The 23540-nt window shown below is 73.9% G+C and carries 25 protein-coding genes and 4 tRNA genes; 22 read left to right on the forward strand and 7 right to left on the reverse strand.

Annotation, left to right across the window (positions count from 1 at the left end; translation table 11 throughout):
• Positions 1-76: 76 nt before the first annotated feature.
• Positions 77-487, reverse strand: a complete 411-nt coding sequence (locus ACI79K_RS07025; protein WP_456588606.1) for a PaaI family thioesterase — start codon at positions 485-487, stop codon at positions 77-79.
• Between the two features lie 66 nt (positions 488-553).
• Here ACI79K_RS07025 and polA point away from each other — a divergent pair, with 66 nt between their 5' ends.
• Positions 554-3292, forward strand: coding sequence for a DNA polymerase I (gene polA / locus ACI79K_RS07030; protein WP_456599332.1), 2739 nt, complete (start codon positions 554-556; stop codon positions 3290-3292).
• Between the two features lie 52 nt (positions 3293-3344).
• A complete protein-coding gene (locus tag ACI79K_RS07035; protein WP_456588608.1) occupies positions 3345-4418 on the forward strand; it encodes an AI-2E family transporter in 1074 nt (357 codons plus the stop codon).
• A 12-nt stretch (positions 4419-4430) separates the two neighbouring features.
• Here the strand turns inward: ACI79K_RS07035 and ACI79K_RS07040 are convergent, their stop codons facing one another.
• Positions 4431-5285 carry a class I SAM-dependent methyltransferase gene (locus tag ACI79K_RS07040; RefSeq protein ID WP_456588609.1) on the reverse strand — a complete coding sequence of 285 codons (855 nt, stop codon included), beginning with the start codon at positions 5283-5285 and terminating at the stop codon, positions 4431-4433.
• A 220-nt stretch (positions 5286-5505) separates the two neighbouring features.
• Between ACI79K_RS07040 and rpsA the strand changes: the two genes are divergently transcribed.
• Positions 5506-6975 carry a 30S ribosomal protein S1 gene (rpsA, locus tag ACI79K_RS07045; protein WP_456588610.1) on the forward strand — a complete coding sequence of 490 codons (1470 nt, stop codon included), beginning with the start codon at positions 5506-5508 and terminating at the stop codon, positions 6973-6975.
• A gap of 212 nt (positions 6976-7187) precedes the next feature.
• Here rpsA and ACI79K_RS07050 read toward each other — a convergent pair whose 3' ends face one another.
• Positions 7188-7448, reverse strand: coding sequence for a hypothetical protein (locus ACI79K_RS07050; protein WP_456588611.1), 261 nt, complete (start codon positions 7446-7448; stop codon positions 7188-7190).
• A gap of 145 nt (positions 7449-7593) precedes the next feature.
• Between ACI79K_RS07050 and coaE the strand changes: the two genes are divergently transcribed.
• Entirely contained in the window at positions 7594-8190 is a 597-nt protein-coding gene (gene coaE / locus ACI79K_RS07055; RefSeq protein ID WP_456588612.1) for a dephospho-CoA kinase, read from the forward strand.
• A 123-nt stretch (positions 8191-8313) separates the two neighbouring features.
• Here the strand turns inward: coaE and ACI79K_RS07060 are convergent.
• The 4 genes from ACI79K_RS07060 to ACI79K_RS07075 all read right to left on the reverse strand — a co-directional run bounded on the left by ACI79K_RS07060 (position 8314) and on the right by ACI79K_RS07075 (position 9189).
• Positions 8314-8388 (reverse strand) — tRNA-Val (locus tag ACI79K_RS07060).
• Positions 8389-8444: 56 nt separating this feature from the next.
• Positions 8445-8515 (reverse strand) — tRNA-Cys (locus tag ACI79K_RS07065).
• A gap of 41 nt (positions 8516-8556) precedes the next feature.
• Positions 8557-8629 (reverse strand) — tRNA-Gly (locus ACI79K_RS07070).
• A gap of 95 nt (positions 8630-8724) precedes the next feature.
• Positions 8725-9189, reverse strand: coding sequence for an SsgA family sporulation/cell division regulator (locus ACI79K_RS07075; protein ID WP_456599333.1), 465 nt, complete (start codon positions 9187-9189; stop codon positions 8725-8727).
• A 367-nt stretch (positions 9190-9556) separates the two neighbouring features.
• On the opposite strand from ACI79K_RS07075, the gene ACI79K_RS07080 reads away from it, so the two are divergent.
• The 18 genes from ACI79K_RS07080 (at position 9557) to yajC (ending at position 23530) form a co-directional block, all read left to right on the forward strand.
• The gene (locus ACI79K_RS07080) at positions 9557-10012 is read left to right on the forward strand and encodes a TIGR02611 family protein (protein ID WP_456599334.1); all 456 of its coding nucleotides are present in this window, start codon (positions 9557-9559) and stop codon (positions 10010-10012) included.
• 26 nt (positions 10013-10038) lie between these two features.
• Positions 10039-10110 (forward strand) — tRNA-Val (locus ACI79K_RS07085).
• A gap of 92 nt (positions 10111-10202) precedes the next feature.
• A complete protein-coding gene (locus ACI79K_RS07090) occupies positions 10203-10586 on the forward strand; it encodes an HNH endonuclease (RefSeq protein ID WP_456588615.1) in 384 nt (127 codons plus the stop codon).
• Positions 10587-10595: 9 nt separating this feature from the next.
• The gene (locus tag ACI79K_RS07095; protein ID WP_456599335.1) at positions 10596-11141 is read left to right on the forward strand and encodes an MOSC N-terminal beta barrel domain-containing protein; all 546 of its coding nucleotides are present in this window, start codon (positions 10596-10598) and stop codon (positions 11139-11141) included.
• 10 nt (positions 11142-11151) lie between these two features.
• Positions 11152-12282 carry a CapA family protein gene (locus tag ACI79K_RS07100; RefSeq protein ID WP_456599336.1) on the forward strand — a complete coding sequence of 377 codons (1131 nt, stop codon included), beginning with the start codon at positions 11152-11154 and terminating at the stop codon, positions 12280-12282.
• A 50-nt stretch (positions 12283-12332) separates the two neighbouring features.
• A complete protein-coding gene (gene thrS, locus ACI79K_RS07105) occupies positions 12333-14378 on the forward strand; it encodes a threonine--tRNA ligase (protein WP_456599337.1) in 2046 nt (681 codons plus the stop codon).
• On the forward strand, positions 14375-14956 hold the full coding sequence (locus tag ACI79K_RS07110) for an HIT family protein (RefSeq protein WP_456588619.1): 582 nt from the start codon (positions 14375-14377) through the stop codon (positions 14954-14956). Before thrS ends, ACI79K_RS07110 begins: the two co-directional genes overlap by 4 nt.
• Positions 14957-15574 (forward strand): phosphatidylinositol phosphate synthase, encoded by a 618-nt coding sequence (gene pgsA / locus ACI79K_RS07115; protein WP_456599338.1) that lies wholly within the window; start codon positions 14957-14959, stop codon positions 15572-15574.
• Positions 15571-16515: a phosphatidylinositol mannoside acyltransferase gene (locus tag ACI79K_RS07120; protein WP_456588621.1), complete on the forward strand. Its 945-nt coding sequence runs from the start codon at positions 15571-15573 to the stop codon at positions 16513-16515. The genes pgsA and ACI79K_RS07120 overlap by 4 nt, the downstream gene beginning before the upstream one ends.
• Positions 16515-17729 carry a glycosyltransferase family 4 protein gene (locus ACI79K_RS07125; protein ID WP_456599339.1) on the forward strand — a complete coding sequence of 405 codons (1215 nt, stop codon included), beginning with the start codon at positions 16515-16517 and terminating at the stop codon, positions 17727-17729. The genes ACI79K_RS07120 and ACI79K_RS07125 overlap by 1 nt, the downstream gene beginning before the upstream one ends.
• A gap of 11 nt (positions 17730-17740) precedes the next feature.
• A complete protein-coding gene (locus ACI79K_RS07130) occupies positions 17741-18292 on the forward strand; it encodes a hypothetical protein (protein WP_456588623.1) in 552 nt (183 codons plus the stop codon).
• A 48-nt stretch (positions 18293-18340) separates the two neighbouring features.
• Positions 18341-19249 carry a pyridoxal 5'-phosphate synthase lyase subunit PdxS gene (pdxS, locus tag ACI79K_RS07135; protein ID WP_456588624.1) on the forward strand — a complete coding sequence of 303 codons (909 nt, stop codon included), beginning with the start codon at positions 18341-18343 and terminating at the stop codon, positions 19247-19249.
• A complete protein-coding gene (gene pdxT, locus ACI79K_RS07140) occupies positions 19246-19875 on the forward strand; it encodes a pyridoxal 5'-phosphate synthase glutaminase subunit PdxT (protein WP_456588625.1) in 630 nt (209 codons plus the stop codon). The genes pdxS and pdxT overlap by 4 nt, the downstream gene beginning before the upstream one ends.
• Positions 19872-20633, forward strand: coding sequence for a YebC/PmpR family DNA-binding transcriptional regulator (locus tag ACI79K_RS07145; RefSeq protein ID WP_456588626.1), 762 nt, complete (start codon positions 19872-19874; stop codon positions 20631-20633). The genes pdxT and ACI79K_RS07145 overlap by 4 nt, the downstream gene beginning before the upstream one ends.
• Positions 20634-20741: 108 nt before the next feature.
• Positions 20742-21314 (forward strand): crossover junction endodeoxyribonuclease RuvC, encoded by a 573-nt coding sequence (gene ruvC / locus ACI79K_RS07150; RefSeq protein WP_456597718.1) that lies wholly within the window; start codon positions 20742-20744, stop codon positions 21312-21314.
• Positions 21311-21949 carry a Holliday junction branch migration protein RuvA gene (gene ruvA, locus ACI79K_RS07155; protein WP_456597719.1) on the forward strand — a complete coding sequence of 213 codons (639 nt, stop codon included), beginning with the start codon at positions 21311-21313 and terminating at the stop codon, positions 21947-21949. The genes ruvC and ruvA overlap by 4 nt, the downstream gene beginning before the upstream one ends.
• Positions 21946-23070: a Holliday junction branch migration DNA helicase RuvB gene (gene ruvB / locus ACI79K_RS07160; RefSeq protein WP_456599340.1), complete on the forward strand. Its 1125-nt coding sequence runs from the start codon at positions 21946-21948 to the stop codon at positions 23068-23070. Before ruvA ends, ruvB begins: the two co-directional genes overlap by 4 nt.
• 148 nt (positions 23071-23218) lie before the next feature.
• Positions 23219-23530 carry a preprotein translocase subunit YajC gene (gene yajC, locus ACI79K_RS07165; protein WP_456588630.1) on the forward strand — a complete coding sequence of 104 codons (312 nt, stop codon included), beginning with the start codon at positions 23219-23221 and terminating at the stop codon, positions 23528-23530.
• Positions 23531-23540 lie beyond the last annotated feature (10 nt).

Below are 23540 nucleotides of genomic sequence, written 5' to 3' on the forward strand. Positions count from 1 at the left end.
CGACACGCCGTGCTGCGGGCGTTGCGGACAGTCGCGAGATGTAGACCGGGCGGGGGACGCGGCCGATCCGGCGGGCTCAGCCCCGCGCGGCCATCGACATGCAGGTCAGCCGCGCGGTGGCGGTCCGACGGCCCTGGTCGTCGGTGATGTCGATCAGGAAGGTCGAGAGCGTCCGCCCACGGCGCACCGGCGTGCAGACGGCCGTCACCGTGCCGGCCGTCGCCGCGCGGAGATAGCTGACGTTGAGCTCGATGCCGACGACCTGCCGGTCCGGGCCGGCGCCGACGGCCGCGGCCATGGACCCGATCGTCTCGGCAAGCGTGCAGGTGGCCCCGCCGTGCAGCAGACCGAAGGGCTGCTCGTTGCCGGCGACCGGCATCGTGGCGACCAGCCGGTCGGGGTTCCAGTCGGTGATCCGCACGCCGAGCTTGTCGTCGAGAGGGCTGCTGATGCCGTCGGGCAGCCAGTCCGGGGGAGGGGTGGTCACGGCTGGCACCGTAGCCAGCGGTCGGCGCCCCGGTTCTGTCGGGAGCCGCCCCTAGGATCGTCGACGATGTCCGCTCCGGTTGCCACCTCCGCGCCCGCCGCCCCCTCGAGCACGGGCACGCGCCCGCGCCTGCTCCTGCTCGACGGGCACTCGCTGGCCTACCGCGCGTTCTTCGCGCTGCCGGTGGAGAATTTCTCGACCACCACGGGCCAGCCGACGAACGCCGTCTACGGCTTCACGTCGATGCTGATCAACATCCTGCGCGACGAGCAGCCCACCCACCTCGCCGTCGCCTTCGACGTCGGCCGGAAGACCTTCCGCAGCGAGATCTACGCGGAGTACAAGGCCAACCGGGCCGAGAGCCCGACCGACTTCCGCGGCCAGGTGAGCCTCGTCCAGGAGGTGCTCGGCGCGCTCCGGGTCCCGGTGATCACCGCCGAGGGCTACGAGGCCGACGACGTCATCGCCACGCTCACCGTGCAGGCGGTGGAGCACGGCATGGACGTGCTGATCGCCACCGGCGACCGCGACGCGCTGCAGCTGGTCAACGAGCACGTCACCGTGCTCTACCCGCGCAAGGGCGTCTCGGACATGACCCGGTTCACGCCGGAGGAGGTCGAGGCCAAGTACGGGCTGAGCCCCGTGCAGTACCCCGACTTCGCCGCCCTCCGGGGGGACCCGAGCGACAACCTGCCCAGCATCCCGAGCGTCGGTGAGAAGACCGCCGCCAAGTGGGTGCGGGAGTACGGCTCCCTCGACGCCCTGGTCGACCAGGTCGACACGGTCAAGGGCAAGGTGGGGGAGAAGCTGCGCGAGCACCTCTCCTCCGTGCTGCAGAACCGGCGCCTCACCGAGCTCGACCGGCAGGTTCCCCTCGAGGTCGGGCCGCAGGACCTCGCCGTCCAGGCCTGGGACCGCAACGAGGTGCACACCCTCTTCGACAACCTGCAGTTCCGCGTGCTGCGCGACCGGCTGTTCGCCACGCTGACCAGCGCCGAGCCGGAGGTCGAGGGCGGCTTCGACGTCACCGTCGACGAGGTCCCGGCCGGCGAGCTCGGCTCCTGGCTGGACGCCCACGCCCGCACCGGGCAGACCGGCGTCATCTTCCGCGGCACGTGGGGTCGCGGCACCGGTGAGCTCACCGGGCTGGCGCTGGCCGCCGCGGACGACCACACCGCCTTCGTCGACCTCGGCCCGGCCCTGGACGTCGCCGACGAGCAGGCGCTCGCCGCGTGGCTGTCCGACGCCGAGCGCCCCAAGGTCGTGCACGAGGTGAAGGGCCCGCTGCTGGCCATCTGGGCGCGCGGGTGGGAGCTCGCCGGGGTCGTCAGCGACACCGCGCTGGCCGCCTACCTCGCACTGCCCGGGCAGCGCTCGTTCGACCTGGGCGACCTCGCGGTGCGTTACCTGCGCCGGGAGCTGAAGGACGCCGCCGAGGCCGACGGTCAGCTCACCCTGGACGGGCTCGGGCCCAGCGAGGACGACCGGGCCGCCGAGGCCGCGAAGGCCGACGTCCTCAAGGCCGTCGCGGTCAACGACCTCTCCGATGCGCTGGAGCAGGTGCTCGGCCAGCGCGGTGGCGGCCACCTGCTCGGCGAGATCGAGCTGCCGCTCACCCGGGTGCTCGCCGCGATGGAGTACCGGGGCATCGCCGCGGACCTGGAGTTCCTGCACGACCTGCAGAAGGAGTTCGCCGACGGCGTCGCCGCGGCGGCGGCCGAGTGCTACGCCGTCATCGGCCGGGAGGTGAACCTCGGTTCCCCGAAGCAGCTGCAGGCGGTGCTCTTCGACGAGCTGGGTCTGCCCAAGACCAAGAAGAACAAGACCGGCTACACCACCGACGCCGAGGCGCTGACCGGCCTGCTGGCCACGACCGGGCACCCGTTCCTGGAGCACCTGCTCCGCCACCGCGACGTCACGCGGCTGCGCACCGTCATCGACGGCCTCATCCCGATGGTCGACGACGCGGGCCGCATCCACACCACGTTCCAGCAGACGATCGCGGCCACCGGCCGGCTCTCCTCGACCGACCCGAACCTGCAGAACATCCCGATCCGCACCGCCGAGGGCCGCCGGATCCGGCAGGCGTTCGTGGTGGGCCAGGGCTACGAGTCGCTCATGACGGCGGACTACAGCCAGATCGAGATGCGGATCATGGCGCACCTCTCCGGCGACGAGGGGCTCATCGAGGCGTTCACCTCGGGGGAGGACCTGCACTCCTTCGTCGCGTCCAGGGCGTTCGACATCCCGATCGAGAAGGTCGACCCGGAGATGCGGCGCCGGATCAAGGCGATGAGCTACGGCCTGGCCTACGGCCTCTCCGCCTACGGGCTGTCCGGGCAGCTGCGCATCTCCGTGGAGGAGGCGCGCGAGCAGATGCACGCCTACTTCGAGCGCTTCGGCGGCATCCGCGACTACCTCGACGGCGTCGTGGACGACGCCCGGCAGACCGGCTACACCGAGACCACCCTGGGCCGCAGGCGCTACCTGCCCGACCTCACCAGCGACAACGGGCAGCGCCGGCAGATGGCCGAGCGGATGGCGCTCAACGCGCCCATCCAGGGCTCCGCCGCCGACGTGATCAAGGTTGCGATGCTCAACGTGGAGAAGGCGATCGCCGCCGAGGGCCTGCGGTCCCGGATGCTGCTGCAGGTCCACGACGAGCTCGTGCTCGAGGTCGCGCCGGGGGAGCAGGACGCCCTGGAGGCGCTGGTCCGCCGGGAGATGGCCGGGGCGGCCCAGCTCTCGGTGCCGCTGGAGGTCTCGGTCGGCGTCGGGCCGAGCTGGGACGCCGCCGCGCACTGAGGCCCTCCCGGGCCGATGTGTCAGCTGCCGCGCTGCTGATCATGTCGGAGGCATGAGCTCTCCACGCCCGCCCGGTCCCGGGCAGCAGTCGGTCCCGCCCTGGCTGGCCCGGTCGGCGGCCGTGGGTGGTCGGCTGCTCGTGCTGGCGGTCCTGCTGTGGTTGCTCGCCGGGTTCGCGGTCCGGCTCACCCTGCCCCTGGTGGCCGTGGCCGTGGCGCTGCTGCTGGCCGGTGTCGCCGCGCCCGCGGTGGGGTGGGCCGAGCGCACGGGCGTTCCGCGCTGGCTGGGCGCCCTGGGCGCCCTCGCCCTGCTGCTGGCGGCGGTGGCCGGGATCGCCGCCGGGCTGGGCGCCCGCATCGTCGGTCAGCTGCCCCAGCTGCGCGACCAGTTCCAGCAGGTCACCGCCCAGCTGTCGGAGCGGTTCGGCATCCAGGTGCCGTGGGCGAACTCCTCCGGTGGCGGCTCGGGGGCCGGGGGCGCGAGCGCCGGCGATCTCCTCGGCCCCGCCCAGACCGTCGCCGAGGTGCTGATCGCCGCCTTCCTCACCCTGGTGCTGGCCTTCCTCTTCCTGGCCGGCGGGGCCGGCATGTGGGGCTGGCTGCTGGGCAAGTTCGGCGGCCAGGTGCGCGAGGACGTCGACGCCGCCGGTCGTGCGGCCTGGACGACGGTCGGCGGGTACGTGCGCGGGCTGACGGTCGTGGCGCTGTTCGACGCGGTCGGCATCGGCGCCGGGCTGCTGCTGATCGGCGTCCCGCTGGCGCTCACGCTGGCCGTGCTGCAGTTCCTCGCCTCCTACATCCCCACGATCGGTGCCTTCGTCGCCGGCCTCCTCGCGGTGGCCGTCGCCTACGGCTCCGGCGGGCTGACGACGGCGCTGCTGGTGTTGGCGCTGGTGGTGGTGGTCCAGCAGATCGGCAACGACGTCGTCGAGCCGTGGGTGATGAAGAACCGCCTGCCGCTCAACGCCGCCACCGTGCTGATCGCCGTCACGGCGGGCGGCGTCCTGTGGGGGATCGCCGGCGCGCTGCTGTTCGTCCCGCTGGCGGCCGCGATCACGGCCGCGGCGCACGAGCTGTGGGTGCGGCGCGGGTGCCCGCCCATCGCGGGGGAGCCGGCGGAGGCGTGACCGGCGCGGGGATCAGGCCGCCGGCTTCCCGCAGACGATGATCAACGTCCCGGGCACCAGCGCGCCGCGCTCGGGGGACCACTGGCCCCAGTTCTCGGTGCGGCCCGGCGTCCACTCCGGCTCGACCAGGTCCTGCAGCACCAGGCCCGAGCCGACGACGGCGCGCGCCCAGTCGCCGACCGTGCGGTGGTGCTCCACGTAGACGGCCCGGCCCGCACCGTCGGTCTCCACGTACGGCGTGCGGTCGAAGTAGGAGGCCACGATCCGCAGGTCCTCGGGATCGGGCGAGTCCGGGAACGGCCAGCGCATCGGGTGGTTGACCGAGGCCACGAACCGGCCGCCGGGTCGCAGCACCCGTGCCACCTCGCTCAGCGCCCCCTCGACGTCGGCGACGAAGGGCAGCCCGCCGAACGCGGAGCACACGACGTCGACGCTCGCGTCGGCGACCGGGAGGGCGCCGACGTCGGCCTGCAGCAGCGGGACGGCGATGCCCGTGGACCGGTTCAGCTCCGCCGCGCGGGCGAGCATGCCGCCGGAGAGGTCCATGGCCACGACCTCGGCCCCGGCCGTCCGCAGCCACCGGGCGCAGGGCGCGGAGCCGCAGCCGATCTCGAGCACCCGCCGGCCGGCGACGTCGCCCAGCAGGTGCGCATCGGCCTCCCGCAGCCCCTCGGGGCACCAGAGGAAGTCGGCGTCCCCCAGGTCGGGGCCGTGCTCCGCGAGGTAGGCGGGCGCGGCCGCGTCCCACCAGCGGCGGTTGGCGCGCACCGACTCCGCGGTGCCCGCCGGGCGGCGGGCGACGCCCCCGGCGGCCGGGTAGCCGTCGCTGCCGAGGGGGAGGGGCGGGCCGGCGGAGGATGCGTCCATGACACGCCGATGGTGACACGCCGCCGACCGGGGAAGACCGCTCCCACCCAGGTGGACCGGACGCGCCCGGCGTCCGTACCATGGAGGCGCGCCAGAGGTCTGTCGTGCCCTTCCCTTTCCGGGAATGCCCGCGCCGGTTCTCCCCGCTGTACCTCCCCGCGGTCCGACGGCCGCGGGTCGTCCTGTCCCTACGCATAAACCGTCCGGAGCAACCAACCACATGACCTCCACTCAGGTCCGTCCTTCCAGCACTCCCCAGGTCGCCATCAACGACATCGGTACCGCCGAGGACTTCCTCGCGGCGATCGACCAGACGATCAAGTACTTCAACGATGGCGACATCGTCGAGGGCGTCATCGTCAAGGTGGACCGGGACGAGGTGCTGCTGGACATCGGCTACAAGACCGAGGGCGTCATCCCCTCGCGCGAGCTGTCCATCAAGCACGACGTCGACCCGAACGAGGTCGTCAGCGTCGGCGACGAGGTGGAAGCCCTGGTCCTCCAGAAGGAGGACAAGGAAGGGCGGCTGATCCTCTCCAAGAAGCGCGCGCAGTACGAGCGCGCCTGGGGCACGATCGAGGCCAAGAAGGAAGCCGACGAGGTCGTCACCGGCACCGTCATCGAGGTCGTCAAGGGTGGCCTCATCCTGGACATCGGCCTGCGCGGGTTCCTCCCGGCGTCGCTGGTGGAGATGCGCCGCGTCCGCGACCTGCAGCCCTACGTGGGCCGCGAGCTCGAGGCGAAGATCATCGAGCTGGACAAGAACCGCAACAACGTGGTCCTGTCCCGCCGCCAGTGGCTGGAGCAGACGCAGTCCGAGGTCCGCAGCGAGTTCCTCAACAAGCTCGCCAAGGGCCAGGTCCGCTCGGGTGTCGTCTCCTCGATCGTCAACTTCGGCGCGTTCGTGGACCTGGGCGGCGTCGACGGCCTGGTGCACGTCTCCGAGCTGTCGTGGAAGCACATCGACCACCCGTCCGAGGTCGTCGAGGTGGGCCAGGAGGTCACCGTCGAGGTCCTCGACGTCGACCTGGACCGCGAGCGGGTCTCCCTGTCGCTGAAGGCGACGCAGGAGGACCCGTGGCGTCAGTTCGCCCGCACGCACCAGATCGGGCAGGTCGTCCCCGGCAAGGTCACCAAGCTCGTCCCCTTCGGTGCGTTCGTGCGCGTCGACGAGGGCATCGAGGGCCTGGTGCACATCTCCGAGCTGGCCGAGCGCCACGTGGAGATCCCGGAGCAGGTCGTGCAGGTCGGCGACGAGATCCTGGTCAAGGTCATCGACATCGACCTGGACCGCCGCCGGATCTCGCTGTCGCTCAAGCAGGCCAACGAGGGCGTCGTCGGCGACGAGGAGACCTTCGACCCGGCCGCCTACGGCATGGCTGCGTCCTACGACGAGCAGGGCAACTACATCTACCCCGAGGGCTTCGACGCCGAGACCGGCGAGTGGCTCGAGGGTTACGACGAGGCCCGCGAGGCGTGGGAGCGGCAGTACGCCGAGGCCCAGGCGCGCTACGAGGCGCACCGCAAGCAGATCGCCGCGGCCAAGGAGGCCGACGCCGAGGCTGCGGCGGGCGGCAGCTACTCCAGCGACGACGCTGCCGGCCCGGACGCCCCGGCCAGCACCGGCGGCACGCTGGCCAGCGACGAGGCGCTCGCCGCGCTGCGTGCCAAGCTGGCCGGCGGGGAGTGACCTGAGGGTCTGACCCGCCAGCGCTGAACGTCAGAGGCCCAGGACCCGAGCGGTCCTGGGCCTCTGACGTTCGCGGCCGCTGCCCGAGCCCCGCGGGTGCGTCGGCGCGGGTGCGAGCACGACGAAGGGCCCGTGGACGGTGTCCACGGGCCCTTCGCATCGTGATCGACCCGGCTGGGGTCGGCCCGCCCTCCCTGCAGGAGGGGCCTCTTTCAGAGGCTGAGGATGATGGCGAACGCCGTGCGGGGGCGGCCGCCGGAGCCGGCGAGGAAGCTCCAGGTGTGACGGCCGGTGGTCGGCGTGGAGAACATCCAGCGCAGCAGCGAGCTGCGGTGGGCGACGGCGGGGCGCTGGTACTGCATCCGCTCGCGGACGGCGGGGATGTCGGCGCAGCGCACGCCCGAGGCAGCACCGAGCCGGTGCCGGCCGGCGGCGCGGGACGACGGGGATGCGACGGGCGTGTGACGTGACATGTTCTCGTTCTGCCTCTCTCGGCGGGGAAGATCGCCGGGGCAGACGTTAACGGTGGTGCGCGTGTGACTGCTGCGACGCGCCCGGCGCGTCGGCGGCGTGTTACCTCTCCGTGATCTGCGTCCGGGCGGTCGCTACTGTCCGTGCGTGCTGAGGATCGGACTCACGGGTGGCATCGGTTCGGGCAAGAGCACCGTGGCCCGGTTGCTGGCCGAACGGGGCGCGGTGGTCGTGGACGCCGACCGGATCGCGCGGGAGGTGCTCGAGCCGGGCACCCCGGGGCTCGCCGCGGTCGCGGCCGCGTTCGGCGACGGGGTGCTCGCGGCCGACGGCTCCCTCGACCGCGCCGCACTGGCGGCGATCGTCTTCTCCGACGAGGAGGCCCGCCGTCGGCTCGATGCACTGGTCCACCCGATGGTGCGGCAGCGGTCCGCCGAGCTGGTCGCCACGGCGCCGGACGACGCCGTCGTCGTCAACGACGTCCCCCTGCTCGTGGAGACCGGGCAGGCGGGAACCTACGACCTCGTCGTCGTCGTGGAGGCAGACCTGTCGACGCGCCTCGCCCGGCTGGTCGGGCGAGGTCTCGCCGAGGCCGACGCGCGTGCCCGGATCGCCACGCAGGCGAGCGACGAGCAGCGGCGCGCGGTCGCCGACGTCGTCCTGGACAACAGCGGGTCCCTCGAGCAGCTGGCCGAGCAGGTCGAGCGCTTCTGGGCCCAGCGGGTCGAGCCGCTGCGGAGCTGAGCGCCGGCCGCCCGGGGAATCGTCACCGTGCGGTGGTGCGAGCTCGATCACGTGCGCCGACCACGGGCACGCCGTCCCGAGACGCAGCAGAGCCCCGGGCCGCGGCCCGGGGCTCTGCTGTCGTGGTGGGCGATACTGGGATCGAACCAGTGACCTCTTCCGTGTCAGGGAAGCGCGCTACCGCTGCGCCAATCGCCCTTTCCGGCCTGACGACCGGACCCTCCTCCGCGCTCGTGCCCCGCGAGGAAGCGACGAGGTGGAGACGGGATTTGAACCCGTGTAGACGGCTTTGCAGGCCGTTGCCTCGCCTCTCGGCCACTCCACCGCACGCGGGCACCGATTTCTCGACCGGTGCCCGAGGTTCCGAGCGGACGACGGGATTCGAACCCGCGACCCTCACCTTGGCAAGGTGATGCTCTACCAGCTGAGCCACGTCCGCGTTACGAGAAGAACTCTAGCGGACGTCCGGAGGGGGTGTGCAGGGGGGGTCCCCCACCCCCTTCCCCCGGGGGGCCGCCGGAGCGTTCTCGCAGGTCAGTGCCCTGGCGAGTCCGGCCCGCCGTTGGACAGCAGGGCGTCGAGCTCCGCGTCCAGCTGCAGCAGTGCGCCCTCCGACCCGGACGGCACCAGGGCCTCGGTGTGGCGGAGGAAGGCGGCGACCGTCGCGCGGGAGAGCTCGAAGAGCGCCTCGCCCGAGGGGGCCCGCAGGTGCAGGTACAGCAGGTCGGCCGTGGCGCGCGCGGGCCACACCCGGACGTCGCCGTCGCCGGCGGGGTGCTCGAGGCCGGCCTGGAGCAGTTCCCGGCTCACCAGCCAGGCGACGCTCTCCTCGCCGTCGACCGCGTCGTCCGAGTCCCCGGCGTCACCGAAGGCGATGCGCACCGCGTAGGGATCGGTGGGGTCGTAGCAGAGCAGGGCCGGGACCTCCGTCCACGAGCGCGGGCCGACCAGCTGCAGGGTGACGGGGGAGATGTGGCCGGGCGTCCATCGGCTGGTCATGACAGTTCCAACGACGGCGCTTGTGAGAAGTGACGTGCTTCGTGTGCTCTGGTCACACCCGCATCATGCGCCACGGACGGGTGTTCCGAACCTGCTGGGCGTGTCGCACCGGCCGGGTCGCCACCGCCGCGACGTGCGTCGTGCGGGGGGCTCGGCGACCCGGTGGCGCTCGCCACGTGCGACGTCGTGCGGTCACAGATCGAGATCGGCGCCGTAGGCTCCCAGGTGACCGGCCTCGACGGCTTCCCCGGATACGGCATCTGCTCGAGCCCGGTCGGCAGGCTCCGTCGGCACCGACGGAGGTAGTCGCGACCGGGCAGGTGACCAGCTGAGCGGATCAGAGACCACGGCGGCACCGGCGGCGGGCGTGCGCCAGCACCCGGAGACCCCGGACGAGCGGCGCGCGCGCTACGACGCCGATGACGTGCGCAGCCTGCGCGAGCGCGTGGCCGAGGCGCGCTGGCGGAGGCGGCTGGCCGTGCGCCGGAGCGTCAACCACGGCTACCGGGTGGGCGTGGGGATCGCCGGCGGCCTCATCGTGGCCATCGGCCTGGTCACCATCCCGCTGCCCGGACCGGGGTGGCTGACGGTCATCGCGGGCCTCTTCATCCTCGCCACCGAGTTCACCTGGGCCGAGCGGCTGCTCGAGTTCACCAAGCGCCACGTCGCGCGCTGGACCGACTGGGTCGCCGCGCAGCCGGTCTGGGTGCGGCTGCTGCTCGCGCTGGCGACGGCGGCCCTCGTGTACGGCATCCTCGTCGTCAGCCTGCACCTGGTGGGCGTCCCCGACTGGGTGCCGGGGTGGGTACCGCTCTGGCGATGAGCGTCTGGCACAATCAGAGGCGCAACGGGCGATTGGCTCAGTGGTAGAGCGCTTCGTTCACACCGAAGAGGTCACTGGTTCGAACCCAGTATCGCCCACCGCACGCGAAGGGCCAGGTCACCCCGGCAGGGAGGCCTGGCCCTTCGGCGTTCCGCGGCGGCCCGGCCCGGATCGCGGGACGATGGGTGCGATGAGCGCCCAGCCCGACCGCGCCGCCCGGCTCCAGCTGCTCCTGGACCGCGACGGGCCGACCTGCATGTGGTGCGGGCGCCGGTTCTCCCCGCTGGTCCGCCCCACCACCGAGCACGTCGTGCCCCGCGTCAAGGGCGGGCCGTCGTGGCTGGAGAACGAGGTCGCCGCCTGCTCGCGCTGCAACGGCGAGCGGGGCCACCGCAGCCCGGTCGAGTGGCTGGAGGAGTGCCGCCGCCGGGGCTGGCCGGCCGACGAGGCGCGCCTGGCCCGAGCCCTGGGCGACCTCGCCGCCGCGATCACCCGGACCGGTGGGCAGCGGCGCGCCCGGCCCTACCTGGACGCGCAGCTCCGCCGCCTGCGCCGATCGCGGTCGGCGGCCTAGGGTCGGGCCGTGACGACGACCGGGCGCGTGGCGCGGATCTGGATCTACCCCGTCAAGTCCCTCGGCGGCACGGCCCGGAACTCCGTCCGCGTCGGTTGGGCCGGCCCGGAGGGCGACCGGGCCTGGACGGTCGTCGACGCGGAGAGCGGGGAGGTGCTGCGCGGCAAGCACGCACCGGGCCTGGCCGCGCTCACGCCCGCCGGCGCTCCGGAGGCCGACGCGGCGGCGGTGAGCGGTGCGCTGGGCCGGCCGGTGCGCATCGAGCGGGCACCCGGGGGCTCCGGTGCCGACGCGGCCCCCGTGCACCTCGTCTCCCGCCAGGCGATCGACCGGGCGGCGGCCGGCGACGTCCCCGAGGGCTGCTCCGCCGACGACCCGCGCGCCAACGTGCTCCTGGACCTGCCCGACGACGACGAGCGGAGCTGGGTGGGCCGCACGGTGCGGATCGGCACCGCCGAGCTGGCCGTGGTCCGCACCCCCAAGCACTGCCTCGGCGTCTACGCCGAGGTGCGACAGCCCGGCGAGCTGACCGTCGGCGACGCCGTCCTGCTCTAGCGTCGGCGCCATGCGTCGCTGGGGGGCCGCCGGGGCGGCCGTGCTCCTGCTGGCCGGCTGCGGTGGCGGGGCCGGTGCGCCCGCCGAGCCGGCCGACGTCTCCGGGCCCGGGGCGTCCGCTGCGGCCCCGGAACCGCCGCCCGAGCCCGAGCCCGAGAGCTTCACGCTGCTCGCGACCGGCGACGTGCTGGTGCACCAGGGCCGGGCGCTCACCTCCGGTGCCCGGCAGCCCGACGGCTCGTACGACTTCAGCGGGGTGTTCGCGCCCGTCGCCGACCTGATCGGAGACGCCGACCTGGCCATCTGCCACCTGGAGACGCCGGTCGCCCCGGAGGGTGGCCCGTACCGCGGCTACCCGAGCTTCAGCGTCCAGCCGGAGATCGTCGACGCGCTGGCCGGCGCGGGGTACGACCTGTGCTCCACGGCGTCCAACCACTCGCTGGACGCCGGCTTCGACGGGCTCACCCGCACGATCGACACGCTGGCGGGGGCCGGCATCGGGCACACCGGCACCTACCGCAGTCGGGAGGAGAGCGGCCGGCCGACGCTCGTCGACGTGGACGGCGTGCGCGTCGGCCACGTCGCGGCGACGTTCAGCCTCAACGGCGTGCCGCTGCCTGCCGGCCGGGAGTGGTCGGTGGACGTCGCCGCCCTGCCCGACGTGCCCGGCATGCTGGCCGCCGCGGCGCGGGCGCGGGCGGCGGGCGCCGAGGTCGTCGTCGCGAGCCTCCACTGCTGCCAGGAGTACGACAACGACCCGACGCCCACCCAGGAGGCGGCCGCGCGGGCGCTGCTGGGCTCCCCGGACGTCGACCTCGTGCTCGGCCACCACGCGCACGTGGTGCAGCCGGTCGAGCGGATCGGCGGCGAGTGGGTCGCCTACGGCCTCGGCAACCACCTCGCCGAGCACGCCACCCGCGGGTACCCGACCGAGGACTCGGTGGCCGCCCGCTTCACCTTCACCCGCGGCGCCGACGGCCGGTTCGCCGTCTCCCGGGCGGAGGCGGTGCCGCTGCGCATCGAGCTGGGGAAGGACGCCGTGCGGATCGTCCCGGCCGACCCCGAGAGCTTCGCGCGGATCGCCGGCGTCCTCGACCGGCGGGGTGCGGTGGCCGCGGGGCTGGGCATCGTCCCGGGGTGAGCGCGGGGGCGCACTAGGCTCAGGGCGCCCGTTCCTCGATCCCCTGGAGCATGCTCGTGTCCACCCAGCCCTCGCCCACCGCCGTCGGACCGATCCGGGTGCCGGCCGGGACGACGGCCCAGGACGCGCTCAAGGCCGCCGGCGTCCCGCTCAAGGGCCCCGACGGCGCCGTCGTCGTCCGCGACGTGGCCACCGGTGACCTCAAGGACCTCGCCTGGGCCCCGGACGCCGACGCCGAGGTCGAGGCCGTCGCGGCGTCCAGCGCCGACGGGCGCGCGGTCATCCGGCACTCCGCCGCCCACGTGCTCGCCCAGGCGGTGCAGGACCTCTTCCCGGGCACTCGCCTGGGCATCGGCCCGCCGGTCGAGAACGGCTTCTACTACGACTTCGACCCCGAGCGGCCGTTCACCCCCGAGGACCTGAAGGCGCTCGAGAAGCGCATGCAGGAGATCGTGAAGGCCGGGCAGTACTTCGCCCGGCGCGAGATCGGCGACGACGACGCCAAGGGGGAGCTCGCCCACGAGCCGTACAAGCTCGAGCTCATCGGGCTGAAGGGCGGCGCAGGCGACGACGTCGGGGCCGCGGCCGAGGGCGCCGACGTCGAGGTCGGCGGCGCGCAGCTGACGATGTACGACAACCTCGACCCGCGGTCGGGCGAGCGGGTCTGGACCGACCTGTGCCGCGGCCCGCACCTGCCGCGGACGTCGAGCATCCCCGCCTTCAGCCTCACCCGGAGCGCGGCGGCGTACTGGCGGGGCAGCGAGAAGAACCCGCAGCTGCAGCGCGTCTACGGCACCGCCTGGGAGAGCAAGGAGGCGCACAAGGCCTACCTGGAGCACCTCGCCGAGGCCGAGCGACGCGACCACCGCCGGCTCGGCGTCGAGCTGGACCTGTTCAGCTTCCCGGACGAGATCGGCTCCGGGCTGCCCGTCTTCCACCCCAAGGGCGGGGTGATCAAGCGGGAGATGGAGGACTACGTCCGGCGCCGGCACCTGGAGGAGGGCTTCGACTACGTCGGCACCCCGCACATCAGCAAGAGCGGGCTGTTCGAGACCTCCGGGCACCTCCCGTACTACGAGGAGACCATGTTCCCGGGCATGGACCTGGACAACGCGAAGTACTACCTCAAGGCCATGAACTGCCCGATGCACAACCTGATCTTCCGGTCGCGCGGGCGGTCCTACCGCGAGCTCCCGCTGCGGCTGTTCGAGTTCGGCTCGGTCTACCGCTACGAGCAGTCCGGCGTCGTGCACGGCCTGACCCGGGTGCGGGGCTTCGCCCAGGACGACTCGCACAGCTACGTCACCCCCGAGCAGGCGCCCGGGGAGATCCGGCACCTGCTGGCGTTCGTGCTGGGCCTCCTGCGCGACTTCGGGCTGGACGACTACTTCCTGGAGCTGTCCACCCGCGACGCGTCCGACAAGTTCATCGGGTCCGACGAGGAGTGGGCGGTCGCCACCGCCGTCCTCGAGGAGGCGGCGAAGGAGACCGGCCTGGAACTGGTGCCCGATCCGGGCGGGGCGGCCTACTACGGGCCGAAGATCTCCGTGCAGGCCCGCGACGCCATCGGCCGGACCTGGCAGATGTCGACGATCCAGTACGACTTCAACCAGCCGGCCCGCTTCGGCCTGGAGTACACCTCCGCCGACGGCGGCCGCCAGCAGCCGGTGATGATCCACTCGGCGAAGTTCGGCTCGATCGAGCGCTTCTTCGGCGTCCTCACCGAGCACTACGCGGGCGCCTTCCCGGCGTGGCTGGCCCCGGTCCAGGTCGTCGGCATCCCGGTCACCGACGAGCAGGTGCCCTACCTCACCGACGTCGCGCTGAAGCTGCGCGCCCGCGGCCTGCGGGTGGAGATCGACGACTCCGACGACCGGATGCAGAAGAAGATCCGGACGGCGAGCAAGCAGAAGGTCCCCTTCGTCCTCATCGCCGGGGCCACCGACGCCGACGCCGGCGCGGTCTCCTTCCGCTTCCGCGACGGCAGCCAGCGCAACGGTGTGCTGGTCGACGACGCCGTCGAGTTCGTCGCGGCCTGGGTCGCGGCCCGGACCAACGCCGACCCGACGGCGGACACCGCGGCGGTCCCCGGATGACCGGAGAGCCGCACGAGCCGTACCGGGTGGCGGTCTCCTCCGACGACGGCGGTCCGGCGACGGTGTTCGAGCACCTGTGGACGCCCTACCGCATGGCCTACATCCGCGGGGAGGGGAAGCCGACGGGCGCGCACGACTGCCCGTTCTGCGTCATCCCCACCCTGGAGGACGCCGCCGGGCTGGTCGTGGCGCGGGGGGAGACGGTCTTCGCCGTCCTCAACCTGTACCCCTACAACGCCGGCCACCTCATGCTGGTGCCGTACCGGCACGTGCCCGACTACACGGACCTCACGCCGGCGGAGGTCGCCGAGCTCGGCGCCTTCACGCAGACGGCGATGCGGGTGGTGCGGGCGGTGACCGGTGCGCACGGCTTCAACATCGGGATGAACCAGGGTTCCGTCGCCGGCGCCGGCATCGCCGACCACCTGCACCAGCACGCCGTGCCGCGCTGGGGCGGGGACACCAACTTCATGCCGGTCATCGGGCTCACCCGCGTGCTCCCGCAGGTGCTGGGGGAGACGCGCGCCCTGCTCGCCGCCGCCTGGGCGGACCACCACGCCACGAGCCCGGAGGCCTGAGTGCTCGGCGTCAACGCCCGCCCCGTGGTGGCCAAGGTGGTCAACCCGCTGGCCGTGCGGCTGGCCCGGCTCGGGGTCACCCCGGACATGGTCACGATCACCGGGACCGTCGGGGCGATCGCCGGCGCCGCCGGGCTCATCGCGACCGGGCACCTCTTCTGGGGGGCGTTCACCGTCACGGTCTTCGTGCTGCTGGACATGCTCGACGGCGCGCTGGCCCGCCTGCGCGGCGGCGGCTCGGTCTTCGGTGCCGTGCTGGACTCCACCGGTGACCGCGCCGCCGACGCCGCCATCTTCGGCGCGCTGATCTGGTGGTTCGCCGGGAGCGGGGACAACCGGCTCCTCGTCCTGCTCGCGCTGCTCTGCCTGGTGCTGGGCGTCCTCACCTCCTACATCAAGGCGCGGGCCGAGGGGATGGGGCTGTCCTGCGACGTCGGCGTCGTCGAGCGGACGGAGCGGCTGATCCTGGTGCTGACCGGCACCGGCTTCACCGGGCTGGGCATCCCGTACGCCGTCCACGTGGCGTTGTGGGTGCTGCTGGCCGGCAGCGCCGTCACGGTGGCCCAGCGGGTGCTGGCGGTGAAGCGGTCCGCGGACGGACGGCGGATCGAACCGTGAGCGGCGCTCGGGAGCGGCTGGCCGGTCGGCTGTCCGACGCGGGGTACGCAGCGGGGTGGCGGGCGGTGCGCATGCTCCCGGAGCCGGCCGCGCGGTCACTGTTCGACCGGGCGGGGGAGTGGGCCGCCGGTCGCGACGGCCGGGGCGTCCGCCAGCTGCGCGCCAACCTGCGGGTGGTGACCGGCGGGCGGCTGTCCGAGCCGGAGCTCGCGGAGCTGACCCGCCGGGCGATGCGGTCCTACGCCCGCTACTGGCAGGAGGCCTTCCGGCTGCCGACGCTGACCGCGGAGCGGATCCGGCGCGACAGCGTGGTCCCCGGGATCGAGCACATCGCGCGCGCCCGTGCCGAGGGGCGCGGGGTGATCGCCGCCCTGCCGCACAGCGGCAACTGGGACGCGGCCGGCGCCTGGTTCACCGATTGGCTGGACGGCCCCTTCATGACCGTCGCCGAGCGGCTGCGCCCCGAGTCGCTGTACCGGCGGTTCCTCGACTACCGCGAGTCCCTGGGCTTCCGGGTGGTGCCGCTCACCGGTGGGGAGCGGCCGAGCTCGGAGGTCCTGCGCGAGTGGCTGGCCGACGGCGGCGTGGCCTGCCTGCTGGTCGACCGCAACCTCGGTGCCGGCGGTGTCCCGGTGACGTTCTTCGGCCGGGCGGCCACCATGCCCGGTGGCGCGGCGCTGCTGGCCGAGCGCACCGGTGCCGCCCTCGTGCCGGCGGTCTGCCAGTTCACCGCGACCGGGTGGCGGATGTGCATCTCGCCCGAGGTGCCGGTCCGGGGTCCCGGCCGGCTCGCCGACCGGGTGGGGACGGCGATGCAGCAGGTGGCCGACGTGTTCGCCGCCGGGATCGCCGAGCGTCCCGAGGACTGGCACATGCTCGGCCGGATCTGGCCCGACGTGCCGGCCGATCCGGTCGCGCCCGGCCGGGGGGGCGCGGACTGATGCGCATCGGCCTGGTCTGCCCCTACCGCTGGGACGTCCCCGGTGGTGTCCAGTACCACGTGCGCGATTTCGCCGTGACGCTGCGCGGGATGGGCCACCACGTGGAGGTGCTCACGCCCGCGCAGCACGAGGAGTCGGTCACCGACCCCTTCGTCACCTTCGCCGGCCGCACCGTCCCGGTCCCGTACAACGGCTCGATGGCGAGCCTCCAGTTCGGCCCCGTGTCGGCCGCGCGGGTGCGCCGCTGGCTCCGGGAGGGCCGGTTCGACGTCGTCCACGTGCACGAGCCGGCGACCCCGTCGGTGTCCCTGCTGGTCTGCATGATCGCGACCGGGCCGATCGTGGCGACCTTCCACGCGGCGACGACCCGCTCCAAGTGGCTGGCTGCCGTCGGCCCCATGACGCGGCCCTGGCTGGAGAAGATCAGCGGCCGGATCGCCGTCTCCGACTTCGCCCGGCGCGTGCAGGTCGAGCACCTGGGGGGCGACGCCGTCATCATCCCCAACGGCGTGCACGTGCCGTTCTTCGCCGACGGGCCGCCGCTGCCCGGCTACGGCCGGGGGACGGGCGCCCCGCCCACCATCGGCTTCGTCGGGCGGTTCGACGAGCCCCGCAAGGGGCTGCCGGTGCTGCTGGCGGCGCTGCGCACCGTCGTCCGGACCCACCCGGCGGTGCGGCTGCTCATCGCCGGACGCGGTGACGCCGACCAGCTGTGGTCCATGGTGGGCACCGAGCTGCGGCCGCACGTGACCCTGCTCGGGGAGGTCTCGGAGGCGGACAAGGCGGCGCTGCTGCGGAGCGTGGACGTCTACTGCGCACCCAACCTGCTCGGTGAGTCGTTCGGCGTGATCCTCATCGAGGCGATGGCCGCCGGGGCGCCCCTCGTCGCCAGCGACCTGGACGCCTTCGTCCGGGTGCTGGACGACGGGGCCGCGGGAGTCGTGGTGCGACGCGACGACCCGGCCGCGCTCGGCCGGGCGCTCGCGGACCTGCTCGCCGACCCCGCCCGGCGCGCCGAGCTCGCCGCGCGCGGCTCCCAGGTGGCCGCGCGCTACGACTGGCAGGTGCTCGCCCGCCGCGTCCTGGCGGTGTACGAGACCGTCCTGCCGCCCGGCGGCGGCGTGGTGACCGCGGCGCCCGAGGACGAGTTCCCCGGCGTGCCGCCGACAGGCACCGCGGCCGGACCTCCCCGCATACGGCGGCCGCGCCGCTAGCCTCGGGGACCGTGACGTCCCTGGCCTGGTTGCTGCTCGCCGCCGGAGTGCTCCTGCTCCTGGTGGTCTGGACCGGCTGGACGCTCACCCGGCTGCGGCGGCTGGACGCCCGGGTCGACCGGGCCTGGGCGACGCTGGACGCCCAGCTGCAGCGCCGCGCCGGGCTCGCCGAGGAGCTGGCCCGCCACCACCCAGCGGCCCTCGCCGCCGAGGTCCGGCTCGGCCTGGTGTCGCACGCAGCGGAGGCGCGCGCGGCCCGCGACGCGGGGGACCGCGAGCTGGCGGAGAACGCGCTCGGGCACCAGCTGCGCGAGCTGCCGCCCGGCCTGCCGGGCGTCCCCGCGGCGCTGCGCGCGGACCTGGCGGGCACCCAGACGCGGGTCGCCCTGGCCCGCCGGTTCTACAACGACGCCGTGCGCGACACCCGCGAGCTGCGCGGCCGGCGCTTCCCCCGTTGGGCGGGCCTGCACCGCACGCGCCCGCTGCCGCGCTACTTCGACATCGACGACCGCCTGGGCGACGTGACCAAGGACGCCGACGTGGCCGGCCGCCTCGCCGGCTGACGCCCGTAGGGTGGGGGACCCCCGTTCTCGACCCCAAGGCGGAAACCTGTGACGACGCAGCCCGACCCGTCCGTCGCCCGGACCGGTACCGACCGCGTGAAGCGCGGCATGGCCGAGCAGCTCAAGGGCGGCGTCATCATGGACGTCGTCACGCCGGAGCAGGCCCGGATCGCCGAGGACGCCGGCGCCGTGGCGGTGATGGCGCTGGAGCGGGTGCCGGCCGACATCCGCGCCCAGGGCGGCATCGCGCGGATGAGCGACCCGGACATGGTCCAGGGGATCGTCGACGCCGTCTCCATCCCCGTGATGGCCAAGGCCCGCATCGGCCACTTCGTCGAGGCGCAGGTGCTGCAGTCCCTCGGTGTGGACTACATCGACGAGTCCGAGGTGCTCACCCCCGCGGACGAGGCGCACCACATCGACAAGCACGCGTTCACCGTGCCGTTCGTCTGCGGCGCCACCGACCTCGGCGAGGCGCTGCGGCGCATCTCCGAGGGCGCGGCGATGATCCGGTCCAAGGGCGAGGCCGGCACCGGCAACGTCGTGGAGGCCACCCGGCACATGCGGTCGATCCGGGCCGGCATCAAGGCGCTGGGCACCCTCGACGAGAGCGAGCTCTTCGTGGCCGCCAAGGAGCTGCGGGCGCCGTACGACCTGGTGGCCGAGGTGGCCCGGCTCGGCAAGCTGCCGGTGGTGCTGTTCACCGCCGGTGGCATCGCCACCCCGGCCGACGCGGCGATGATGATGCAGCTGGGCGCCGAGGGCGTGTTCGTCGGCTCGGGCATCTTCAAGTCCGGCGACCCGGCGCAGCGGGCGGCGGCCATCGTGCAGGCGACGACGTTCTCCGACGACCCCGACGTGATCGCCAAGGTCTCGCGCGGGCTGGGCGAGCCGATGGTCGGGATCGACGTCTCGACGCTGCCGGCGGCCGAGCGCTACGCCACCCGCGGGTGGTGACCGCCCCCGTCATCGGGGTGCTGGCGCTGCAGGGCGACGTCCGCGAGCACCTCGCGGTGCTGCGGGCCGAGGGGGCCGAGCCGCGGCCGGTGCGCCGGCCGGAGGAGCTGGCCGGCGTCGACGGGATCGTCGTCCCCGGCGGGGAGTCGACGACGATGGGGACCCTGGCCGGGCGGTTCGGTCTGCTCGAGCCGCTGCGCGCGGCGGTGCGCGCGGGGCTGCCCGCCTACGGGACCTGCGCGGGCATGATCCTGCTCGCCGACCGGCTGGTCGGCGCCCCGCCGGGGCAGCCGACCGTCGGCGGGCTGGACGTGACGGTCCGGCGGAACGCCTTCGGCCGGCAGGCCGACTCCTTCGAGACCCGGGTCGAGCTGGACGGGCTGGGCGGGGGCCCGCTGCACGCCGTCTTCATCCGCGCGCCGTGGGTGGAGGAGGCCGGCCCGGGGGTGCAGGTCCTCGGGCGGGTCGTGGGCGGTGCGGCCGACGGTAGGATCGTCGCGGTCCGCCAGGGCGACGTGGTGGCCACCAGCTTCCACCCCGAGCTGACCGGGGACCGCCGGGTGCACGCGCTGTTCGTCGACATCGTGCGCGCTCACCTGGCCGACGCAGAGAGGGGAGAGCCGTGAGCGGCCACTCCAAGTGGGCGACGACCAAGCACAAGAAGGCCGGGATCGACGCCAAGCGCGGCAAGCTCTTCGCCAAGCTGATCAAGAACATCGAGGTCGCCGCCCGCACGGGCGGCGGTGACCCCGCCGGCAACCCGACGCTCTTCGACGCCATCCAGAAGGCGAAGAAGAGCTCGGTGCCCAACGACAACATCGACCGCGCGGTCAAGCGCGGATCGGGCGCCGAGGCCGGTGGCGTCGACTACCAGGGCATCACCTACGAGGGCTACGCGGCCGGCGGTGTCGCGGTGCTCATCGAGTGCCTCACCGACAACAAGAACCGCTCGGCCATGGAGGTCCGCACCGCCATGACCCGCAACGGCGGGTCGATGGCCGACCCCGGCTCGGTCTCCTACCTCTTCTCCCGCAAGGGCGTGGTCGTGGTGCCGAAGTCCGGCGACGTCGACGAGGACAGCGTGCTGATGGCGGTGCTGGACGCCGGCGCCGAGGAGGTGCGCGACCTGGGCGACACGCTCGAGGTCATCTGCGAGCCCGGTGACCTGGTGGCCGTGCGCACCGCGCTGCAGGAGGCCGGTATCGAGTACGACTCGGCCGACGCCGGCTTCCTGCCCAGCGTCCAGGTGGAGCTCGACGAGGACGGGGCGACCAAGGTCTTCAAGCTCATCGACGCCCTCGAGGACCTCGACGACGTGCAGAACGTCTACGCCAACTACGAGGTGCCCGACGACGTCATGGAGAAGGTCACCGCCGACGCCTAGAAGGACCCCGGTGCCGATTCGTCAGATCACCTGGCGTGTTGACGGGGTCCGGTCGGGGGCTGCGGTTAGCCTCGGTCGAACACCAGTTCGGCTGACGGGAGCGTGACGATGCGGGTGCTCGGTATCGACCCGGGCCTCACCCGGTGCGGGTGGGGCGTGGTCGACGGGCGCCCGGGGGCGCGGCCGACGGCGGTCGGCGTCGGCGTGGTCCGCACCATGGCCGAGCTCGACCTCGAGCTGCGGCTGCTCGAGCTGCACACCGCCGTCACGGCGCTGTTGCGCGAGCACCGTCCCGACGTCGTGGCGATCGAGCGGGTGTTCACCCAGAACAACAAGGGCACGGCGACGGGCACGGCGCAGGCGGCGGGCGTCGCCGCGCTGGCCGCCGCCCAGGCCGACCGCCCGGTCGCCTGGCACACGCCCAGCGAGGTGAAGGCGGCGATCTCGGGCAACGGCCGCGCGGACAAGGAGCAGGTCACCCTCATGGTCACCCGGGTCCTGGGGCTCGCCACCGCCCCCAAGCCGGCCGACGCCGCCGACGCCCTGGCGCTGGCGGTCTGCCACGCGTGGCGCGGCCCGGCGCAGCAGCGGCTGCGGACCGCCGCGATCGCCGGCGGGATCGGCGCGCCGGTGCGGTCCACCGGCACGCTGCCCCGGTGGACGGGGGTGGCGGCCCGATGATCGCCAGCGTGCACGGCCGGGTGGCCGCGGTGGGGCCCGACGGCGCCGTCGTCGAGGTCGGCGGGATCGGCCTGGCGGTGCAGTGCACCCCGGGGACGATCGCCCGGCTGCAGGTGGGGGAGGCCGCCCGGCTGGCCACCAGCCTGGTCGTGCGCGAGGACTCGCTCACCCTCTACGGCTTCGCCGACGACGACGAGCGCCAGCTGTTCGAGCTGCTGCAGACGGCGAACGGCGTCGGGCCGCGGCTGGCCCAGGCGGTGCTGGCCATCCACCCGCCGCGGGAGGTCCGCCGCGCCGTCTCGATGGCCGACGTCAAGGCGCTCATGCAGGTCCCCGGCATCGGCAAGAAGGGGGCCGAGCGGCTCATCCTCGAGCTGCGCGACCGCCTCGGCTCGACCAGCACCGACACCTCGCTGGACGCGCCGGCGCCCGCCGGGCTGCCGTCGGTCACGCCGGTGGCCCCGTGGCGGGACCAGCTCACCTCGGCCCTCGTCGGGCTGGGGTGGAGCGGCAAGGAGGCCGAGGGGGCGGTCGCCCAGCTGGCCCCGGTGGCCGACGAGCAGCTCGCGGCGACGGGGAGCGTGGAGGTCGCGGTGCTGCTGCGGCGGGCGCTCCAGCTGCTGGGTAGGTCGTGACCGCGCCGTTCGACCGGTCGCTGACCGGTGAGCTGGCCGCCGAGGCGGCGCCGGAGTGGTCGGTGTCGCCGCAGGCGGGGGACGAGGAGCGGGTCGTCGAGTCGGCGCTGCGCCCGCACTCGCTCGACGACTTCATCGGCCAGCCCAAGGTCGCCCGCCAGCTGGCGCTGGTGCTCGAGGGGGCGCGCCGCCGTGGCCGCACGCCCGACCACGTCCTGCTCTCCGGCCCGCCCGGGCTGGGGAAGACCAGCCTGGCGCTGATCATCGGCTCCGAGCTGGGCACCTCGGTGAAGATCACCAGCGGGCCGGCGATCGAGCGGTCCGGCGACCTCGCCGCGATGCTGTCGAACCTGGCCCCCGGCGACGTCCTCTTCATCGACGAGATCCACCGCATCGCCCGCCCCGCCGAGGAACTGCTCTACATGGCGATGGAGGACTTCCGGGTCGACGTCGTCGTCGGCAAGGGCCCCGGGGCGACGGCGATCCCGCTGGAGATCAACCCGTTCACGCTGGTCGGCGCCACCACCCGCGCCGGGCTGCTCACCGGCCCGCTGCGGGACCGGTTCGGCTTCGTCGGCCAGATGGAGTTCTACGAGCCGGCCGACCTGCAGCGGGTGCTGGCCCGCAGCGCGGCGCTGCTCGGGGTGGAGCTGACCAACGAGGGGTCGGCGGAGATCGCGGGGCGCTCCCGCGGGACCCCGCGCATCGCCAACCGGCTGCTGCGCCGGGTGCGCGACTACGCCGAGGTGGAGGCCGACGGCCGGGTGACCCGCGAGGTCGCCGAGGCCGCGCTGGCCCTGTACGACGTCGACCACCTGGGCCTGGACCGGCTGGACCGGGAGGTGCTGGACGCGCTGGTCGGCAAGTTCGGTGGCGGGCCGGTCGGCGTCGCCACCCTGGCGGTGGCCGTCGGCGAGGAGCCGCACACGGTGGAGGAGGTGTGCGAGCCGTTCCTGGTGCGCGCCGGGCTGCTGGCCCGCACGCCGCGCGGGCGGGTCGCGACCGAGGCCGCCTGGGCGCACCTCGGCCGGCCGCTGCCGGCCGGCGGCGGCGCGCTCGGCCGGGTCACAGCAGACCCACAGGCACCGGGGTCGTCGTCAGAGACCCTGTTCGACGCCTAGACTCCCGGACGCTGGCGCGCAACTCGCAGGCCGGGCCGTGCGCGTCCCGCCTGGTCGCCGTGCGTACGGCAACCGATGCACCCGAGCGGTCCCGTCCCGGGCCGCACCCACCGCGAGCAACCAGTCGCGGAAGAGAGGCACACCTGTCGTGGAGTACTTCCCGCTGATCATGCTGGCCCTGCTGGCCGTCGTGCTGTTCGTGCTGCCCGCGCGACAGCGCAAGAAGATGCAGGAGCAGCACGCGGCTCTGCTGGCCTCCCTGACCGTCGGCACCCCGGTCATGACGACCAGCGGCATGCACGGCACGGTGGCCGGGGTCGGTGAGACCACCATCGACCTCGAGATCGCGCCGGGTGTCGTGGCGACCTTCGCCCGCCAGGCGATCCTCGAGGTCCGCCGCCCGGCCGGGACCGCGCCGTCCGACGAGGACCCCGCGCGCCCGGCCGACGGCACGGTCTGACCCGGGGGAC

The organism is Blastococcus sp. SYSU DS0616, from assembly GCF_054051015.1.